Source organism: Actinoplanes sp. NPDC024001 (genome assembly GCF_040638955.1).
In the GTDB taxonomy this organism is placed as follows: Bacteria; Actinomycetota; Actinomycetes; order Mycobacteriales; family Micromonosporaceae; genus Actinoplanes.
The window spans coordinates 22,525-40,318 of the sequence record NZ_JBEZZB010000048.1; the positions used below are offsets into that span (position 1 = coordinate 22,525).

Sequence of the window (17,794 nt, forward strand, 5' to 3'; positions counted from 1 at the left end):
AGGCGGCTTCACGGTTGGTGTGAATGGAGCAGGCTCTTGAGCAGCCAGGGCACGTCGTGGTTGGGTCAGGCGTCCCCGCCGACCGTGTGCCGGCACTATATGTCAACCGGTCCTGCAGAGTATTCGTCGGCGCGTCGTGTGCATGTGCCAGACCGATGGACTATTGCCTGCGAGGGTGGGAAGTCCACTGTTGTGATGCGGTGCCGGCCTCGGACGGATTCTCGGCGGTGGAAATGGGTTACTTGCAGGGAGAAGGTCTGCCGTCGGTAGGTGTCGTGTTGCTGCCCATCACCGGGGCTGCGCGGCGGGCACGCGACGTCGTCACCGAGGCGTGTCTGGGGTGGGAGTTAGCGCAACTGCTCGGCCCGGCCAGTCTGGTGGCCACCGAGCTGGTCACCAACGCGGTGATGCATGCGCGGACGATGATGAATCTACGGGTGATACGCGATCGCGGACAACTTCGGATCGAAGTGTGTGACGGCAGCCCGGTGATCCCGGCACTGCCGGCGCCCTTGACCGCGGGCGGTCCGGATCGCCGCGGTGGTAGGCGTGGACTGATGATCGTCGACCGTATTGCTGATCGATGGGGTTGCTGGCAAGGCGCGGGCGGCAAGGTGGTGTGGGCGGTACTGCGGTTTGACCTGGTGTGGCCGCCGCTGTCGTCACCAGAGCGGTTGCGCCGCAGGCGGGGCTGATCGTGCGGCTGCGCCGCGGGCGGAGCCTTCCATTCGGCCGGATTGCCGGGCGTGCGGCAAACCATCTTCGGCGGGAGTCGCCGTGGAGGTGATAACCACGCCGATGGTCGAGGCGCTTGGTAGATCCTGGCCGTGCTGTTTGCATCCGACGACCTCGACCCACAGGTCTTTCCCGCGCGCGAGTCGCCGGGCGGCCGTGCCGGGAAGGGTATCGACCCTGGCGTGCCCATGGCGTTGTCATGCCCATGGCATGGAACCCTGATGGAGGCCAAGCACGGCGCGGAGCTGGCCGCCGCCTCGATCCGCACGCGTTCTGCCGCGGCTGGTGTGTCCGGTCCGGTGTCGTGCCGCAGCGGCATCCGGAAGGGCTGGGTGCAGCTTGTCCGTGCTGTCGTTCACTTGTTCGATTCCGTGGCGGCCGCAGCCATCGAGCACATCAAAATGTGGCCGGGGCGGGAAATGAACCGATCGTGATCACTCGGCGGGGGGATTATTTGATCGGCCTGGCCTGTTGATGGCGGCGAGACGGCCTGTCCGTCATTGTTGGGCCGTCCGTCTGAACCGAAGCTTCGAGAATACCGCCGAAGAAATGCCATAAGCCGAGCAGAGCTGGCGTGATCCTCGGCAGGCCTGGGATGCCGGCCAGGCAGGGTGCGGGAGCCGTCTGTCGGAGCTCGGCATGGGTTTGTCCTGGATTGCCGCCGAGCGGCTCTGGGCGTCCTTCGTGCGTCGTCGGGCATCCCATGGGATCGCGGCTGCCCCGGAGAGTTCAGGTCGTACCCCGGCTGGCACTGGGCTAAGGCGACCGGGCAGGCGCATCCGGCTCCATCGGCTGGGCATGGGCATGGGCGCGGGCGCCGATCGGCGCGACCGTGCGGCATCTGCTGGAGGCGCCGGTCGAGGCGCCGCCCTCAAGACCACTGCCTGGGCCGGCATAGCGGCGCCTCAGCCCTGTTTGCTCGACAGCCAATGGTCCTGCCAGATATGGACCTTTTGCCTTGTTGACCATGGGGGTGTCGGGCAGTCTGAACGGAGAAGAACGGACCGTAAAGGGGCCGCCACCTCGCCTGGAACGGGCGTCACGAATGGTGCGGTGATCCGGCCGCGGCTGGTGAGTGGAGGGGTGGCGCGCTGTGGGAAAGCAGGCACGGGATCGGTCCAGGGAGCTGCGCAAGGCACAGGCGGCGATCGCCGAGCAACGGGGCAAACGCCGGCCGCTGGTGGTGGGCGGAGTCGTGATCATCGCGGTGCTCGTGATCGCGATCGTGGCCGCCGTGGTCAACGCGGTCGGCGATCGTGACACCGGCGGTTCCGGTGCGCTGGTGGCTCCGAAGGGTGCTACGGCGGGCGGTGCGCTGGTGGTCGGCCAGGCCGCCGCGCCGGTGAAGCTGGAGGTGTACCTGGACTACATGTGCCCGTTCTGCGGCCGGTTCGAACAGGCCAACAGCGACGAGATCGACAAGCTGATCGATGATGGCACGGTGCGGCTGGAGCTGTATCCGCTGGCGTTCCTGGACCGCATGTCCGAGGGGTCGCGGTATTCCACCCGGGCGGCGAACGCGGTCGTCACCGTGGCCGACCGGGCCCCGGAGAAGGTGACGGCCTTCAACGAGGCGTTGTTCGACAACCAGCCGCAGGAAGGCACGGAGGGTCTGTCGGATGCCCGGATCGCGGAACTGGCCGGTCAGGCCGGCATAGCCCAGGACGTCATCGACGTGTTCGACGACCGCATCTTCGAGCCGTGGATCGCGAAATCCACCGAGGCGGTGTTCGACGCCGGTATCACCGGCACCCCCACTGTGAAGATCAACGGAGAGGTCTTCAAGGGTGACCTCTACACCGCCGGGCCGCTGACCCAGGCGGTCACCGCGGCGAAGGGTCAGGAATGAGCGTTTCCCTGGCCGGGCTGCGGCGGATCCGGCACTCCAACGCCTGGATCTTCGGCACGATGCTGTTCTCCGCGTGTGTGAGCCTGCTCGCCTCGTTCGTCCTGTCGATCGACGCAGTCCGTCTCGCCGCGGACCCGGACACAGCGCTGTCGTGCAACATCAACTCGGTGATCAGTTGCGGCACCGTCGCGACCTCCTGGCAGGCAGAACTGTTCGGCTTCCCGAACGCGTTCCTCGGCTTGGTCGCCGAGCCGGTCGTGATCACCATCGCCGTCGCCAGCCTCGGCGGAGTGCGATTCCCGCGATGGTTCATGTTCGCCGCGCAGGTCGTCTACACCCTCGGCGTGATCTTCGCCTACTGGCTGTTCTACCAGTCGATGGTCAATATCGGGGCGCTTTGCCCGTGGTGCCTGCTGGTCACGGTCTCGACCACCCTGGTGTTCGCCACCCTGACGCACGTCAATATCCGGGACGGCAACCTACCGGTCCCGCTCCGGCTGCGCTCGACGCTCAAGTCCGCGATCGAGGCCGACCTGGACGCCATCGCCGTGACTATCTGGCTGCTCCTGTTGGCCTTGCTCGTAGTAACCAAATACGGCTCCCAGCTGTTCACCTGACCGAAGTTGGCCTCCTTCCACAGCAAGCAGCAGTGGGCCAGCGGCGAACGGCCCCGATCCGAATCGTCCGAGGAAGGCAAGGATGGACCACCGGTCGCCGAGTGGCGCTGCTGGCCGCCGCGGCGCTGCTGCCGGGGTGAGGCCGACCAGCTTGTCTTGAGTGGGAAGGTTCGATCCGAGTTCGGCAACCTCAACGACGTGATCACGGTGCGGTGTCGGCCATGCCGTTGTCTCTGATCGCTGTCGGCGCGTTTGTCTGGTGGTTTTCCCTCGGCGTCGTAAAGGGCTGACTGGCGACCGGTGCAGAACGCGCCATCCCGCGTCATTGCCGGCGGCGGTGCGGCGGTCCGCCGTGCGCGGCTTCCGGTGTACCGAAGTCCCGAAGATCAGTAGCGTCGCCACAGGGTGCGGGCGAACAGCAGCAGGTGTTGCTCGATCCAGGGCGTGATGAATACGGCGATCGGGCGTACCTGTCCGTCGGGTTGCCGGATTGTGAGTACCGGGGCGTCATAGCCGCCGATCTCGGCGTGTCGAACATCGGCGGGCTGGTGTTCGCCCTGTCTCACGTCGTCGATCAGGTGTATCTCCTGGGCGATCTCGTCAGGGGTTGCCAGTACTGCCACCGGTGTGACGGCTCCCTGCGGCGTGACCGCCGTCACGGCGACGATCTCCACGTCGCCGAGGACGCCGCGCATGAACGCCATGAGATGGCCGGGTACACGCAGGCGCTCCCGCAGCAGCGGCCACCACTGTCGTTCCTGTTCGTTCAAGCTGATAGCTGATACCGACCCGCACATCCTCGGCTCCCTTCGCCGGCTCAGCTCGTGACGGCAGGCTCAACAGCCAGCGTAGAAGGGACTTTGGGTCGACGCTTCGGCATGCGTGCAACCTGAGCCGGCCCAGCGAAGAAGTGGCGTGGACGCGAACGGCAGACGGCATCCGGTGCGGGCAGTAGATTCGTCGTGCTGGCCATGCCAGGCGCCGCAACCTGGCCGACAGTTCCGGCGCTCGCTCGGCGAGGGCGTGCGAGCCGAGTAGATCAGCTTCATGAGCAGATGAGAAGGCTTCGTGTCGCTCTCCGGTGCCCCGGAAGCCCCTGCAGGCGGCAATCCGATGATGTCGGATATCTCCGAAACCCTGTGTGGCAGCGGTTTGAAGGCGTCAAATCTCGTGTTCGGGTTGCGTCGGGACCGGGTAGGGACGAGCGTGGTCATCAAGGTCACCAACTGAGGGATTGAGGCGGATGACGCGCGGGACCGACAGTGCGGGGCAGGCGCTCTTGAAGATCGGTGGGCTGGTACGCCGGGCTGAGGTGTCCGGTGACGGCCGGAGCCTTTACCAGATCGGCGGCCGGGAGGCGGACTCGTTCTACCGGGACCGGTGGTCGTACGACAAGGTGGTCCGCTCCACACATGGGGTGAACTGCACCGGGTCGTGTTCGTGGAAGGTCTACGTCCGGGACGGCATCATCACCTGGGAGCAGCAGCAGACCGACTATCCGAGCGTCGGGCCGGACAAGCCGGAGTACGAGCCGCGCGGCTGCCCGCGTGGAGCGGCGTTCTCCTGGTACACCTACTCCCCGACCCGGGTGCGGTACCCGTACGCCCGTGGCGTTCTTCTCGAACTGTTCCGTGAGGCCAAGAAGCGTCTGGGCGATCCGGTGGCTGCGTGGGCCGACATTCAGGACGATCCGTTGCGGCGGCGCGCCTATCAGAAGGCCCGCGGCAAGGGCGGCCTGGTCCGGGTCTCCTGGGACGAGGCCCAGGAGTTGGTCGCGGCCGCGCACGTGCACGCGATCAAGAAGTACGGGCCGGACCGGGTGGCTGGGTTCTCGCCGATTCCGGCGATGTCGATGGTGTCGCACGCGGTCGGCGCGAGGTTCATGAGCTTGCTCGGCGGGACGATGCTGTCGTTCTACGACTGGTACGCGGATCTGCCGGTCGCCTCGCCGCAGGTGTTCGGCGACCAGACCGACGTGCCCGAGTCCGGCGACTGGTGGGACGCTTCCTACCTGATGATGTGGGGTTCGAACGTTCCGGTGACCCGGACGCCGGACGCGCATTGGATGGCCGAGGCCCGCTACCGGGGTCAGAAGGTCGTGGTGGTCAGCCCGGACTTCGCCGACAACGTGAAGTTCGCTGACGAGTGGATGCCGGCGCAGCCGGGCACGGATGGCGCCCTCGCGATGGCGATGGGGCACGTGGTCCTCAAGGAGTTCTTCGTCGAGCGGCGCACCCCACGGTTCGTCGACTACGTCCGCAAGTACACGGACCTGCCGTACCTGGTCACGCTGGAGCCGTTCGAGGGCGGCTATCGGCCCGGCAAGTTCCTCAGTGCCGAGGATCTCGGCGAAGTCGCGGAGAACGGCGCGTTCAAGCCGGTGTTGTGGGACTCGGTCACCGACGCACCGGCGGTTCCACGGGGCTCGCTGGGACACCGCTGGGGTTCCGAAGCCGGCCAGTGGAACCTGAATCTCGGCGACATCGAACCTGCTCTGACCTCGGAGGGCGGTGGGGGAACACCGGTCGAAGTCTTGCTGCCGCGCTTCGACGGCGATGCCCCGGCGGTTTTGCGCCGCGGGGTACCGACTCGGACGGTTGCCGGGAAGCTGGTGACCAGTGTGTTCGATCTGATGCTGGCGCAGTACGGGGTGGCCCGCGCTGGGCTGCCCGGCGAGTGGCCGTCCGGCTACGAGGATCCGGCCAGCCCTTATACGCCGGCTTGGCAAGAGCCGATCACCGGCGTACCCGGCGTGCAGGTGGCGCGGGTGGCGCGGGAGTTCGCGGACAACGCGGAACGCTCCGGCGGCCGCTCGATGATCCTGCTCGGGGCGGGTACCAACCACTGGTTCCACTCGGACACCACGTACCGGGCCATTCTCGCCCTGGTCACGCTGACAGGCTGTCAGGGAGTGAACGGCGGCGGGTGGGCGCACTACGTCGGGCAGGAGAAGTGCCGGCCGGTGACCGGCTGGCAGCAGCTCGCGTTCGGGCTGGACTGGGTACGCCCGCCGCGCCAGATGATCGGCACCGCGTTCTGGTACACCCATACCGACCAGTGGCGCTACGACACCTACAGCGCCGACACGGTCGCCTCACCCACCGGGGACGGGCTGTTCGCCGGTAAGCACACCATGGACCTGTACGCCCAGTCGGTGCGCTCCGGCTGGATGCCGTCGATGCCGACGTTCGACCGCAATCCCCTGGATTTGGCCGACGAGGCCGGTGAGGATCCGGGCGGCTTCGTCGCGCAGGCGTTGCACGAGAAACGGCTGAAGTTCGCGGTCACCGATCCGGATGCGCCGCAGAACTGGCCGCGGGTGCTGACCGTGTGGCGGGCCAATCTGCTCGGCTCGTCGGCGAAAGGCAACGAGTACTTCCTGCGGCATCTGCTGGGCACCGACAGTAACCTGCGGGCCACCGAAGCCGGACCGGACCAGCGTCCGGAGGATGTAGCGTGGCCGGAGCAGGCACCGGAGGGCAAGCTGGATCTGCTGCTCAGCCTGGACTTCCGGATGACCTCGACGACGCTGCTGTCCGACGTGGTGCTGCCCGCCGCGACCTGGTACGAGAAGCACGACCTGAACACCACGGACATGCATCCGTTCGTGCACGCGTTCACCCCGGCGATCAGCCCGCCGTGGCAGACCCGGACTGACTTCGACGCGTTCCACGGCATTGCCCGCAGTTTCTCGGCCATGGCGAAAACCCATCTCGGGGTACGCAAGGATCTGGTTGCGGCGCCCTTGTTGCACGACACCCCGGACGCGATGGCCACCCCGTACGGGCGGGTCCGCGACTGGCAGGCCACCGGTGAGGTGCCGGTGCCGGGCAAGACGATGCCGAAGATCGTGGTGGTGGAACGCGACTACGGGGTGATCGACCAGAAACTCGCCTCCTTGGGCCCGGCGCTGGACAAGCTCGGCACCACGGTCAAGGGCTACTCGGTCGACGTCAACCCGGAGATCGAGTATCTGCGGCACAAGAACGGGACGGTCCGCGGCGGGGTCGCCGACGGCCGGCCGTCGCTCGCGAAGGATATCCAGTGCTGTGAGGCGATCCTGGCGCTGTCGGGCACCACGAACGGGCGGGTGGCCACCGAGGGTTTCCACGACGTGGAGAAGCGGACCGGGGTGAAGCTGGCCGACCTGGCCGCCGAGCACGAGGGCAAGCAGATCACCTTCGCCGACACCCAGGCCCGGCCGGTCCCGGTGATCACCAGCCCGGAGTGGTCCGGCAGCGAGACCGGCGGGCGCCGCTACTCGCCGTTCACCATCAACGTGGAGCGCCTCAAGCCGTGGCACACGCTGACCGGGCGGCAGCACTTCTTCCTGGACCACGACTGGATGCACGAGGCCGGTGAGGCGCTGCCGATCTTCCGGCCGCCGCTGGACATGCACAAGCTGTTCGGCGAGCCACGGCTCGGCCCGAAGGGCGAGCTGGAGATCACCCTGCGGTATCTGACGCCGCACTCGAAGTGGTCGATCCACTCCGAGTACCAGGACAACCTGATCATGCTGACGCTGTCTCGAGGCGGGCCGACCATGTGGCTCAGCGAGCAGGACGCCGCGAAGATCAAGGTGCGGGACAACGACTGGATCGAGGCGGTCAACCGCAACGGCGTGGTGGTCTGCCGGGCCATCGTCAGTCACAAGATGCCCGAGGGCACGGTGTACATGTACCACGCCCAGGAGCGCGTGATCGACGTGCCGAAGGCCGAGGTCAACGGTCGGCGCGGCGGCATCCACAACTCGCTGACCCGGCTGCTGGTCAAGCCCACCCACATCATCGGCGGGTACGCCCAGCTGTCGTTCGCGTTCAACTACCTCGGCCCGACCGGCAACCAGCGCGACGAGGTCACGGTCATCCGTCGCCGTTCGCAGGACGTGGAGTACTGACATGCGCGTGATGGCCCAAGTGGCGATGGTGATGAACCTGGACAAGTGCATCGGCTGCCACACCTGCTCGGTGACCTGCAAGCAGGCGTGGACCAACCGCTCCGGCGTCGAGTACGTCTGGTTCAACAACGTCGAGTCCCGGCCCGGGCAGGGGTACCCGCGCACCTACCAGGACCAGGAGAAGTGGCAGGGCGGCTGGGTGCGTACCCGGACCGGGCGGCTCAAGCCGCGCGCCGGTGGCCGGGTGAAGAAGCTGTTCAGCATCTTCGCCAACCCGAAACTGCCGTCGATGCAGGACTACTACGAGCCGTGGACCTACGACTACGAGCACCTGCTGTCCGCGCCGGCCGGGAACGATTTTCCGGTGGCCCGGCCCAAGAGCCTGCTCACCGGCCAGGACACGAAAGTCACCTGGTCGGCGAACTGGGACGACTCGCTCGGCGGCGGCAACGAGGTCCTCCAAGGCGACCCGATCCTGCAGAAGGTGTCCGACCAGGTGCGCCAGGACTACGAGAAGGCGTTCCTGTTCTTCCTCCCCCGCATCTGCGAACACTGCCTCAACCCGTCCTGTGCCGCGTCGTGCCCGTCCGGGGCGATCTACAAGCGGGCCGAGGACGGCATCGTGCTCGTCGATCAGGACCGGTGCCGGGGCTGGCGGATGTGTGTGACCGGGTGCCCGTACAAGAAGGTGTATTTCAACCACCGCACCGGCAAGGCCGAGAAGTGCACCTTCTGCTTCCCGCGCATCGAGATCGGCCAGCCGACCATCTGCTCGGAGACCTGCGTGGGCCGGCTGCGCTACATCGGCCTGATGCTGTACGACGCCGACAAGGTCGCGAAAGCCGCGGCGGTCAAGGACGAGCACGATCTGTATGACGCGCAGCGCTCGGTGTTCCTGGACCCGAATGATCCGGCGGTGGCTGCTGCGGCGGAGCGGGCGGGGATCCCGGCCGACTGGATCGACGCGGCACGCCGCTCCCCGATCTGGGACCTGATCATGAAGTACGAGGTGGCGCTGCCGCTGCACCCGGAGTACCGCACCATGCCGATGGTCTGGTACATCCCGCCGCTGTCCCCGGTCGTCGACGTGCTGCGCGACACCGGCCACGACGGCGAGGACCCGCACAACCTCTTCGGCGCCGTCGATGCGCTGCGCATCCCGATCGACTACCTGGCCGGGCTGTTCACCGCCGGAGATCCCGAGCCGGTGCGCGCGACGTTGAACCGGCTTGCCGCGATGCGCTCCTACCAGCGACGCATCAACCTCGGCGAGAAACCCGACGACTCGATCCCGGCCGCGGTCGGCATGACACCGGACGAGATGAACGAGATGTACCGGCTCCTGGCGATCGCCAAGTACGAGCAGCGCTACGTCATCCCGGCCGCGCACGCCGAGGACGCGCACCGCCTCGAACAGCTCGGCACCGAATGCTCCCTGGAGTACGAGGGCGGGCCTGGCATGTACCAGACCGGGCCGTTCGGCGAGGCGTCCGGCACCCCGGTTCCGGTGCAGGTGGAGACCTTCCACATGCTGCGCGACCGGCAGACCTCGGACGGGTTCACCGACGCAGGCGACGAACCGCGGCGGGTGAACCTGCTCAACTGGGACGGCAACGGCCGTCCCGAGGGCCTGTTCCCGCCCCGCCGCGATCCCGGCGCCAACGGTGGGGCCACCAGTGGCCCGGGCGTGATCGACACCGAGGAAGGACCACGATGAGCACCGCGCCGACCTGGCGGGCGGTCGCCGCGCGCGCCGCCTCCCTGCTGCTGCGCTACCCGGACGACACCGTCATGGACGCGCTGCCGCTGATCGACGTCGCCCTGCTGGAGCTGCCGCCGGAGGTCTCCGACCCGTTGCGCATGGTCGTCGGGCACCGGGCGGCCACCGACCCGGGTCGGCTGCGCGCGGACTACGTGGAGCTGTTCGACTTCCGCCGCCGCAGCTGCCTGCACCTGACCTACTACACCTGCGGCGACACCCGCAAACGCGGCGAAGCCCTCGCCGATTTCGCCGCCACCTACAAACACGTCGGCCTGGAACTCGTCGACGGCGAACTGCCCGACTACCTGCCCGCGGTGCTCGACCTCGCCGCCACCGACGACGCCGGCTGGCAACTGCTGCGCGACAACCGCATCGGGCTGGACCTGCTCGCCGAATCTCTCGCCAAGGACGGCTCGGTGTACCGGCACGCCGCCGAAGCTGTCCGGCGGATGCTGCCGGCCGCCCAGCCCGCCGACCTGGCCGCCGTCGCCCGGCTGGCCCGCACCGGCCCACCCGTCGAACAGGTCGGCCTGGAACCGTTCGGACTCGCCGATGTGACCGGAGGCCGCAGGTGAACACCGTTGACGTCCTGCTGTGGGCGGTCTTCCCGTACCTGTCGATCGTGATCCTGATCGGCGGACTCGTCTGGCGCTACCGCTACGACAAGTTCGGCTGGACCACCCGCTCCTCCCAGCTGTACGAAACCACGCTGCTGCGATGGGCCAGCCCGATGTTCCATTTCGGGGTCCTCATGGTCCTGGTCGGGCACATCGGCGGGCTGCTCATCCCGAAATCGTGGACCGAAGCCGTCGGGATCACCGAACACACCTACCACCTGATGGCCGTGTTCGTCGGTACCGTCGCCGGGCTTTGCACCCTGATCGGCATGGCACTGCTGATCGCCCGGCGCCGGCTGACCGGGCCGGTGTTCGCCGCGACCACCAAGAACGACAAAGCCATGTACGTGGTCCTGGCCGCGGTCATCGTGCTCGGCCTGTGGGCGACCGTGAAAGCCAACATTGCAGGCGGCGGCTACGACTACCGCGAAACGATCTCACCGTGGTTCCGGTCGCTGTTCTACCTCAGCCCCGACCCGGCGATCATGGCCGCGGTGCCGACCAGCTTCCAGATCCACATCCTGGCCGCGTTCACCCTGTTCGCGTTCTGGCCGTTCACCCGTCTCGTGCACGCTTTCAGCGCCCCTGTCGGCTACCTCACCCGCCCGTACGTCGTCTACCGGTACCGCGACCCCCGTCCCGGGCTGCGCCCGAGTCGTCCCGGCTGGGAGGGCCCGCCGAAGCTGCCGACCAGCCCGCCCGCCCGCCGCCGTTGATCTTGCCTGGTCACCCCCTTGGCACCACCGCAGGATCAGACCTTCCGGCTGGTGTTTCCGGTTCGATGCCGTTTGCGAGGTAGCAGCTGATGAGTACACGCAGTGCCGCCACCGGGGCGAGCAGCACCCCGGTGCCCGCGAACGCCGTGCCGGCCGGCGCCGGCCGCAACCTGGCCCTGGCCACCATCGGATTCACTGTCAACTTCTGGGCGTGGGCGCTGCTCGGCCCGCTTGGCCCCGGCGTCAAGGAACGCCTCGGTCTCAGTTTCGCTGCCCAGTCGCTGCTGGTCGCGGTGCCGGTGGTGGTCGGCTCGATCGGCCGGATCCCGGTCGGCGCGCTCACCGACCGGTTCGGCGCCCGGATCATGTTCCCTGCCGTGTCGCTGGCCACCATCGTGCCGGTCCTGACATTGGCGTATGTGTCGTCGTATCCGGCGCTGATCATCACCGGGCTGTTCCTCGGCATCGGCGGCACCGCCTTCGCCGTCGGTGTGCCCCTGGTCTCCGGCTGGTACCCGCCCGCCAAGCGCGGCTTCGCGATCGGCGTCTTCGGCGCCGGCATGGGCGGCACCGCCATCTCCAACTTCACCACCGTCAAACTCGCCGACACGTACGGGCAGAAAACCCCGTTCATGCTGGTCGCCGCGATCCTCGCGGCCTACGCCGTGGTCGCGTTCCTGCTGATCCGGGATGCGCCGAACCGGCAACGCCCCGCCGGTTCCGCGTGGCAGCGCACCGCCGACGTCGGCCGGCTCCCGGTCACCTGGCAACTATGCCTGCTGTATGCGGTCGGGTTCGGCGGGTTCGTCGCGTTCAGCGTCTACCTGCCCGCCTACCTGCGCACCGCCTACGAACTGTCCGCCAACGACGCCGCCCTGCGCACCGCCGGGTTCGTCATCCTGGCAGTGATCGCCCGGCCCACCGGCGGCTGGCTGTCCGACCGCTTCCACCCGGTACCGGTGCTCGTCTGGTGCTTCAGCGGCACCGCCGTGTTCGCCGTCATCCAGGCCTTCCAGCCGCCGCTGATGCCGGTCGCCACCATCGCCTTCCTCGGCATGTCCGCGCTGCTCGGAGCGGCCAGCGGCGCCGTTTTCGCCCTCGTCGGCAAGGTCGCCCCGGCCGACAAGGTCGGCACCGTCACCGGTGTGGTCGGTGCTGCTGGCGGCCTCGGCGGGTTCGTCCCACCGCTGATCATGGGATGGGTGTACGGCGTCGAAAACTCGTACGCGATCGGCCTGATGCTGCTGTCCGACGTGGCTCTGGCCGCCGCCGTCTACACCGCCGTCAAGATGGGCACGGTCGGGCGGCCCAAGACCGACTGAACAGGAGAACGGATCGTGTCTACGTCATCGCTGCCGGCGCTGACCGCTGAGCATCTCGAGGTGGCTCGGACCTCGTCGAGCGGCCGTAGCGCCCACACCGTCGTCGGTGGGCATACCCGCACGCTGCGCCAGACGTTGATCGCCCTCCGCGGCGGTCAAACCCTCGACGAACACGAGAATCCTGGCGAGGCCACCGTCCACGTCCTGTCCGGACGAGTTCGCCTGGCCACGCAGGACACATCTTGGGACGGTGACACCGGGGACCTGCTCGTCGTGCCCGACGCCCGGCACACCCTGTCCGCTCTCACGGACGCCGTTGTCCTGCTGACCGTAGCGAAGCTTCCATAGCCGCCCGGCCAACGAGCCCACACGCCGAGACAATCGGAAGATGCCCGACTGCTGACAAGCTGATCACCCGTCAGTTGCTCAGCTCACCAGCGGATCCGTCATGGCGGGTGGCATAGGGTGCCCGGCGGGGCAGAGTGACGGTGTGGCCGTAGAAGTTGCGGATCGCGGCCACCACCCGATCGAAGTCGTCGAGACCGATCGGCTTGGTGACGTACGCGTTCGCGTGCGCCCGGTAGCTGGCCGTGATGTCAGCCGGCGTCGATGACGTCGTGAACACCACCACCGGGATCGCCTTCAACAGCGCATCGGTCTTGATCACCTGCAGGAGCTGCGGCCGTCGAGGCGTGGCATGTTCAGATCCAGCAGAATCAGATCAGGCCGCAGCGCACCGGCATACGACCCTTCGGCCCGCAGGAACGCCAAAGCCTCAGCACCGTCCGCGACATGATGCAAGTCGGTGGCGATCCGATGCCCGGCGAAGGCGCTCTCGACCAGCGCCACGTCCCCGAGATCATCTTCGACCACCAGCACCCGCAGCGTCGCGGACAACGTGTCGGCTGTCATGTCGGTCATCCTTACTGCGCGTCGGACGCCACCATGATCGACCATCCGATGGCGTGAGCTCTATTCGGTAGCGATCGTAGAGGCCGCCGGTGGCGGCAGCGTTCGACGCCACTCCGCCAGAGCCATTGCTTCGACGGCATGGCCAACGCCGGTCCGCAAGCGCGGGTTCGACGGCTGAGTTCGCATCGAGGCAACTCGGGAAAGTCGGCTCGGGTGCGCGCACCCGGCGAGCCGGGACGATTCTCAGTGCGGCGGCGTGGCGCCCAGCACATCAATGGCGCCTTCACCGTGCGGTTCCTGTTCGAGCAACGCCCTCATTACCTCGTCGCCTATCGCCGCGAGCACGGTGACCGCTTCCGCGGACAGCGCGGCCGGCCGGTCGTCCAGGACGCACAAGGTGCCGATCACGTCGCTGCGGAATCGTAGCGGCACGCCGATGTAGAACCGCATGCCGTGTTCGGACACCACCGGATTGGCCTGGCCGCGGTAGGCATCCCGCAGGTCCTCGAAGACCACCGTGCCGTTCTGCAGAACGACCCGGGTACAGGGAGCCCAAGCCGTCGGCAGGCTGCCGGCCTTGGCCAACCGACTTGGCAGGCCATACGAGCCTACGATCCATACCCTGGCCGACAGAACCAGATTGACAGCGACGGCCTTCACCTCGAGCGCGCCGGCAACCGCCTTCGCGAGGGTGTGGAAGTCTGCGGCGAGGGCCGCTCCGGCTCCGGCGAATCGGGAGGCAGCAGCCAGTCGCTGTACCGAATGCAGCGGGCTCGACGCAGCCACCGAACTCCATGGCTGCAATCCGGCATCCCTCTCCCCGCCGTCGCCGGTCGAGGCGATGATGTATTGCTGCATGGTGACCATCATGTTGTCCGTTTCGCCGGGCCGCAGCGCGTATCGCCGTGACACGGTGCACCATCGCTCACCCGCGCCCGGACGTGAGTTCTTGCGGTGCGGACAGGACCTACGTCCCGAACCGCCCAACCCGATCGTTGCCGACAGCGGACGCGGCAAGGGCAGGCAGACAAGAGCAACGCCGAATCCGCGCAGGCGGGCCCGGCCGGGACCGGCAACGCATCGGGACTGGTCCGGTATCTGACGTCCCATACGCGGCGCAGAGGCCGCGCGAGAGACCGTCGCAGAGAGGTGAGGTTGCTCGAAGATGCATTGTCGGACCGCCGCGGGGCGAACACGAGCGCTGGCGGCCTGTTGACGGCGCGGGGACGATCAGCGTCGCCAGTCGGCCGTCCGGTGGCCTGCCACCGCGTACGGCGTCGTACGGCGGCGCCAACACGGGCGGTCTCGGCGTGACAGGATGCGACGTATAGAGCCGCCGTCTTCGTGAACCTGCGACGAGACCCAACCCTGCGGGCAACCACACCGACCGGGCAGCGGCGTACTCGAGCCTCAAGCAGATGCCGTTGTCGCAGCTCGTCGACATGCCCTTGCTCTGGCCAGCCAAAACGATGCACACAGCACAGGCGTGCTGGATGCCAGATGCGCTCCCGGTGGGTGCACAGGGAACGGGCGCGGTTCGCCCAGGGGCATGCCGGCAGTCATGCCGGTGACTCACCGGGGCCGTCGGGTGAGGCGGCGCTGAGTTGGTTTGCGGCGTGCAGGAGATTGTCACGGACAGCAGCCAGGGCGATGATGGTGGCGGCCATGTCCGGTGTTGCATCAGAAGCGCGGCTTGTAATGACCTCGGCGGCGTGAACGGAGGCATCGACAGCCGCGCTGGCTTGTAGGGCAGCGGCAAGCAGACGATTGACCAGGTCTTGTACGTCGTTGCGGTTCGCCGACGGCGGTGACGGTCGCATCTTGGCCTCGCGGGGGAGTTCGACCGGGGTGGTCATACCCGATAGTTGCGGGCTGCGGCGGTGCGCCACGTCAGCGAGCGCCGCGGCGGCGCGGTGGGCTTCGTGGGCACCGCCAACGCTGTGGTCAGCGATACGGGCGACGGCGCTGGCGCCAACGGCGAATGGCCGCGACCGAAGGCTGCGTCGGTCATGATGCGGCCGATCTTGCGGCTGTAGGTGATCTGCTGTTCGACGGTCGTTGACTTGGGCGTCGACCACGCCAGCCTGCCTGAACGGCCTCGTTCAAGATGGCTCGGTTTCGCCAGTCCATAGGTCGATCATCGAGTACTCCGCCTGGTGAAGCGGGGGAATCGGCAAAGCGACGTCGCTGGGACTTCGTAGCGCCACAGGCGAGTGGGATTCAGTGTGCTCGCTGCTGGCGAAACCGCGAGCCGTCTTCGTGCGGTCGAGGCGACTAACGGATCTTTACGCGCGATGATCGACTGCAACCCGACACGCTCCGGGAGGAAACAGTTGGAGATCAGCAGTCATGTGGTCAACGATGGCGTCGTACGCCTGGCTGTCGCCGGGGACATCGACGAATCCGCTGCAGACCACCTGCACGACGTCATCGTCCACGCGGCGCAGGGCGCCGCCCAGGTCGTCGTCGACCTGACTGGTGTGGGTGTCTGTGACTCCGCCGGTGTCGGCGCTGTCGTGCACGCGTGTACCCGGCTGAACGGGCAGGGTGTGGAGGTGCAAGTGAAGAACCTTCACGCTGCAAACCATCGCTGACACGCGCACCGCGCAGTTCACCTCGCTGAGCAAATCACCAGCCTGGCGGCGGGGCTGATGCTGTTCGACGGAACCTGGCGCAGCGTCAGCGCCAGCACTGGCTCCGCCACCGAGCTAGGCCGGCTATGCCAAGCAAAACAGCCCGGCGCGGTAGGCGCGAGCCGGCGCCGTTTCACAGGCCGGTGTCCTTGGGTCGGCGTCACAGACCTGGACCCCGGTGGGACGGCGCGGCGGCGAGCTGGGAGGGTGATCTACGTGGGGAAGCGGATCGCGGTCATCGGCGGCGGCATCGCTGGCCTAGCGGCCACCGTGCGGCTGCAGCAGCGAGCGCCGGCGGACACCGAGATCATTCTGTACGAGCGAGACGCTGCCCTGGGCGGCAAACTCCGTACCGGTGAGCTGGCCGGACTGGCGGTCGAGCAGGGCGCCGAGTCGTTCCTGTTCAGCGCCCCGGACGGCGCCGAGTCCGCGGCGGTGTCCCTGACCCGGCGACTCGGACTCGGCGACGACCTGGTGCATCCAGCGCCACGCCCGGCCGCCCTGGCGATCGGCGGCCGACTGACCCCGATTCCGCCCGGGACCATGTTCGGTATCCCCGGCGACCTGGCAACGCTGGACGGGACGGCGTCGCCGGAGGCCGACGCGGACCGCGACACCGGCCGCCCGCTGCTCGCCCCGGGCGAGGACATCACGGTCGGCGAGCTGGTCCGCGCCCGGTACGGTGACCAGGTGGTGGACCGGCTGGTCGACCCGATGCTCGGCGGGGTGTACGCCGGGCGCGCCGACCGGCTGTCCCTGCGGGTCACGATGCCGCAGCTCGCCCGCACCGCGGAAGCCGAACACACCCTTCGCGACGCCGTCCGGGCCGCTCAGGCGCAGTCGAAACGAACGCCAGGCAGGCCGGTCTTCGCCGCTGTCCGGGGAGGGATGAGCCGTCTGGTGGCGGCCGCCGCGTCGGCCAGTGACGCCCGGATCTGCCTCGGGCAGCCGGTGCGTGAGCTCACGCGTACCCCGAAGGGTTGGCGTCTGACGTTCGGGCCTGCGCCGGCTCCGCAGACCGACGACGTGGATGCCGTGATTCTGGCGGTGCCGGCGAAGCCGGCCGCCCGGTTGCTGGCCGAGGCCGCGCCGGAGACCGCGCAGGCGGTCGGCGCGCTGCAGTACGCGAGTGTCGCGCTGATGGCGATGGCCCTGCCACCCGGGACCGCCTTGCCGGACCTGTCAGGTTTCCTGGTGCCGCCGGGCGAGGGCACACTAGTCAAAGCCGCGACGTTCTTCACTCGTAAATGGCCGCATCTCACCGACCCGGACGGACCGGTGATCGTGCGGGCCTCACTGGGCCACGCCGGTGAGGAACAGCGTCTCCAACACGACGACGAGACGCTCTTCCTCCAGACTCACGCGGAGTTGTGCGAGCTGGTCGGTGTCAAGCTGCCGGCGCCGGCCGAGTTCTGGCTCCGGCGCTGGGGCGGCGCCCTGCCGCAATACGCCCCCGGCCACGGGGACCGGATCTTGCAGGTCCGGGCCGGGCTGCCGCCGGGGCTGGCGCTGGCCGGGGCAGCGTTCGACGGGGTCGGCATCCCGGCGTGTGTGGTCAGCGGTGAACGTGCGGCCGGCGATGTGTGCAAGCACTTGGACGGCGCATGACCGAGCAGAGCAACGCGGCCCGGATCAATCGGTGTTGGGCTCGAGCGTTTGGTTAGCGCCTCGGCCGGGTTGACGCGTCTCCTGCGTTATGGCGTCACTCGTCGTCGTTCTCGGAAAGAGAGCAAG

At 67.9% G+C, this 17,794-nt stretch carries 18 protein-coding genes; 13 read left to right on the forward strand and 5 right to left on the reverse strand.

Features of this window, described 5'->3' with window-relative positions:
• The first annotated feature begins 275 nt into the window (after nucleotides 1–275).
• From AB0F81_RS20225 to AB0F81_RS20240, 4 genes are all read left to right on the forward strand, one after another.
• On the forward strand, nucleotides 276–695 hold the full coding sequence (locus tag AB0F81_RS20225; protein WP_360199364.1) for an ATP-binding protein: 420 nt from the start codon (nucleotides 276–278) through the stop codon (nucleotides 693–695).
• 132 nt (nucleotides 696–827) lie between these two features.
• Nucleotides 828–1,169, forward strand: coding sequence for a hypothetical protein (locus tag AB0F81_RS20230; protein WP_328465732.1), 342 nt, complete (start codon nucleotides 828–830; stop codon nucleotides 1,167–1,169).
• A gap of 659 nt (nucleotides 1,170–1,828) precedes the next feature.
• A complete protein-coding gene (locus AB0F81_RS20235) occupies nucleotides 1,829–2,584 on the forward strand; it encodes a DsbA family protein (protein ID WP_328465734.1) in 756 nt (251 codons plus the stop codon).
• On the forward strand, nucleotides 2,581–3,201 hold the full coding sequence (locus AB0F81_RS20240; protein ID WP_360199367.1) for a vitamin K epoxide reductase family protein: 621 nt from the start codon (nucleotides 2,581–2,583) through the stop codon (nucleotides 3,199–3,201). The genes AB0F81_RS20235 and AB0F81_RS20240 overlap by 4 nt, the downstream gene beginning before the upstream one ends.
• Before the next feature lie 386 nt (nucleotides 3,202–3,587).
• Here AB0F81_RS20240 and AB0F81_RS20245 read toward each other — a convergent pair whose 3' ends face one another.
• Entirely contained in the window at nucleotides 3,588–3,971 is a 384-nt protein-coding gene (locus AB0F81_RS20245) for a hypothetical protein (RefSeq protein WP_360199369.1), read from the reverse strand.
• Between the two features lie 298 nt (nucleotides 3,972–4,269).
• On the opposite strand from AB0F81_RS20245, the gene AB0F81_RS20250 reads away from it, so the two are divergent.
• From AB0F81_RS20250 to AB0F81_RS20280, 7 genes are all read left to right on the forward strand, one after another.
• The gene (locus tag AB0F81_RS20250) at nucleotides 4,270–4,431 is read left to right on the forward strand and encodes a hypothetical protein (RefSeq protein ID WP_360199371.1); all 162 of its coding nucleotides are present in this window, start codon (nucleotides 4,270–4,272) and stop codon (nucleotides 4,429–4,431) included.
• Between the two features lie 13 nt (nucleotides 4,432–4,444).
• Nucleotides 4,445–8,098, forward strand: coding sequence for a nitrate reductase subunit alpha (locus AB0F81_RS20255; RefSeq protein WP_360199373.1), 3,654 nt, complete (start codon nucleotides 4,445–4,447; stop codon nucleotides 8,096–8,098).
• A 1-nt stretch (nucleotide 8,099) separates the two neighbouring features.
• The gene (narH, locus tag AB0F81_RS20260; RefSeq protein ID WP_360199375.1) at nucleotides 8,100–9,815 is read left to right on the forward strand and encodes a nitrate reductase subunit beta; all 1,716 of its coding nucleotides are present in this window, start codon (nucleotides 8,100–8,102) and stop codon (nucleotides 9,813–9,815) included.
• Complete coding sequence (gene narJ, locus AB0F81_RS20265) at nucleotides 9,812–10,435, forward strand: nitrate reductase molybdenum cofactor assembly chaperone (RefSeq protein WP_360199377.1); 624 nt, start codon at nucleotides 9,812–9,814, stop codon at nucleotides 10,433–10,435. The genes narH and narJ overlap by 4 nt, the downstream gene beginning before the upstream one ends.
• Nucleotides 10,432–11,193 carry a respiratory nitrate reductase subunit gamma gene (gene narI, locus AB0F81_RS20270; protein WP_360199379.1) on the forward strand — a complete coding sequence of 254 codons (762 nt, stop codon included), beginning with the start codon at nucleotides 10,432–10,434 and terminating at the stop codon, nucleotides 11,191–11,193. The genes narJ and narI overlap by 4 nt, the downstream gene beginning before the upstream one ends.
• 89 nt (nucleotides 11,194–11,282) lie before the next feature.
• A complete protein-coding gene (locus AB0F81_RS20275; protein WP_360199381.1) occupies nucleotides 11,283–12,515 on the forward strand; it encodes an MFS transporter in 1,233 nt (410 codons plus the stop codon).
• 15 nt (nucleotides 12,516–12,530) lie between these two features.
• Complete coding sequence (locus AB0F81_RS20280) at nucleotides 12,531–12,863, forward strand: cupin domain-containing protein (RefSeq protein WP_360199383.1); 333 nt, start codon at nucleotides 12,531–12,533, stop codon at nucleotides 12,861–12,863.
• A gap of 70 nt (nucleotides 12,864–12,933) precedes the next feature.
• Here AB0F81_RS20280 and AB0F81_RS20285 read toward each other — a convergent pair whose 3' ends face one another.
• The 4 genes from AB0F81_RS20285 to AB0F81_RS20300 all read right to left on the reverse strand — a co-directional run bounded on the left by AB0F81_RS20285 (nucleotide 12,934) and on the right by AB0F81_RS20300 (nucleotide 15,283).
• Complete coding sequence (locus AB0F81_RS20285; protein ID WP_360199385.1) at nucleotides 12,934–13,182, reverse strand: hypothetical protein; 249 nt, start codon at nucleotides 13,180–13,182, stop codon at nucleotides 12,934–12,936.
• Nucleotides 13,179–13,427 (reverse strand): response regulator, encoded by a 249-nt coding sequence (locus AB0F81_RS20290; protein ID WP_360199387.1) that lies wholly within the window; start codon nucleotides 13,425–13,427, stop codon nucleotides 13,179–13,181. Before AB0F81_RS20290 ends, AB0F81_RS20285 begins: the two co-directional genes overlap by 4 nt.
• 243 nt (nucleotides 13,428–13,670) lie before the next feature.
• Complete coding sequence (locus tag AB0F81_RS20295; RefSeq protein ID WP_360199389.1) at nucleotides 13,671–14,339, reverse strand: GAF domain-containing protein; 669 nt, start codon at nucleotides 14,337–14,339, stop codon at nucleotides 13,671–13,673.
• Nucleotides 14,340–14,986: 647 nt separating this feature from the next.
• The gene (locus AB0F81_RS20300; RefSeq protein WP_360199391.1) at nucleotides 14,987–15,283 is read right to left on the reverse strand and encodes a hypothetical protein; all 297 of its coding nucleotides are present in this window, start codon (nucleotides 15,281–15,283) and stop codon (nucleotides 14,987–14,989) included.
• Nucleotides 15,284–15,721: 438 nt separating this feature from the next.
• Between AB0F81_RS20300 and AB0F81_RS20305 the strand changes: the two genes are divergently transcribed.
• The gene (locus tag AB0F81_RS20305; protein ID WP_360199393.1) at nucleotides 15,722–16,021 is read left to right on the forward strand and encodes an STAS domain-containing protein; all 300 of its coding nucleotides are present in this window, start codon (nucleotides 15,722–15,724) and stop codon (nucleotides 16,019–16,021) included.
• Between the two features lie 246 nt (nucleotides 16,022–16,267).
• Nucleotides 16,268–17,668 carry a protoporphyrinogen oxidase gene (hemG, locus tag AB0F81_RS20310; RefSeq protein WP_360199395.1) on the forward strand — a complete coding sequence of 467 codons (1,401 nt, stop codon included), beginning with the start codon at nucleotides 16,268–16,270 and terminating at the stop codon, nucleotides 17,666–17,668.
• The last annotated feature ends 126 nt before the right edge of the window (nucleotides 17,669–17,794 follow it).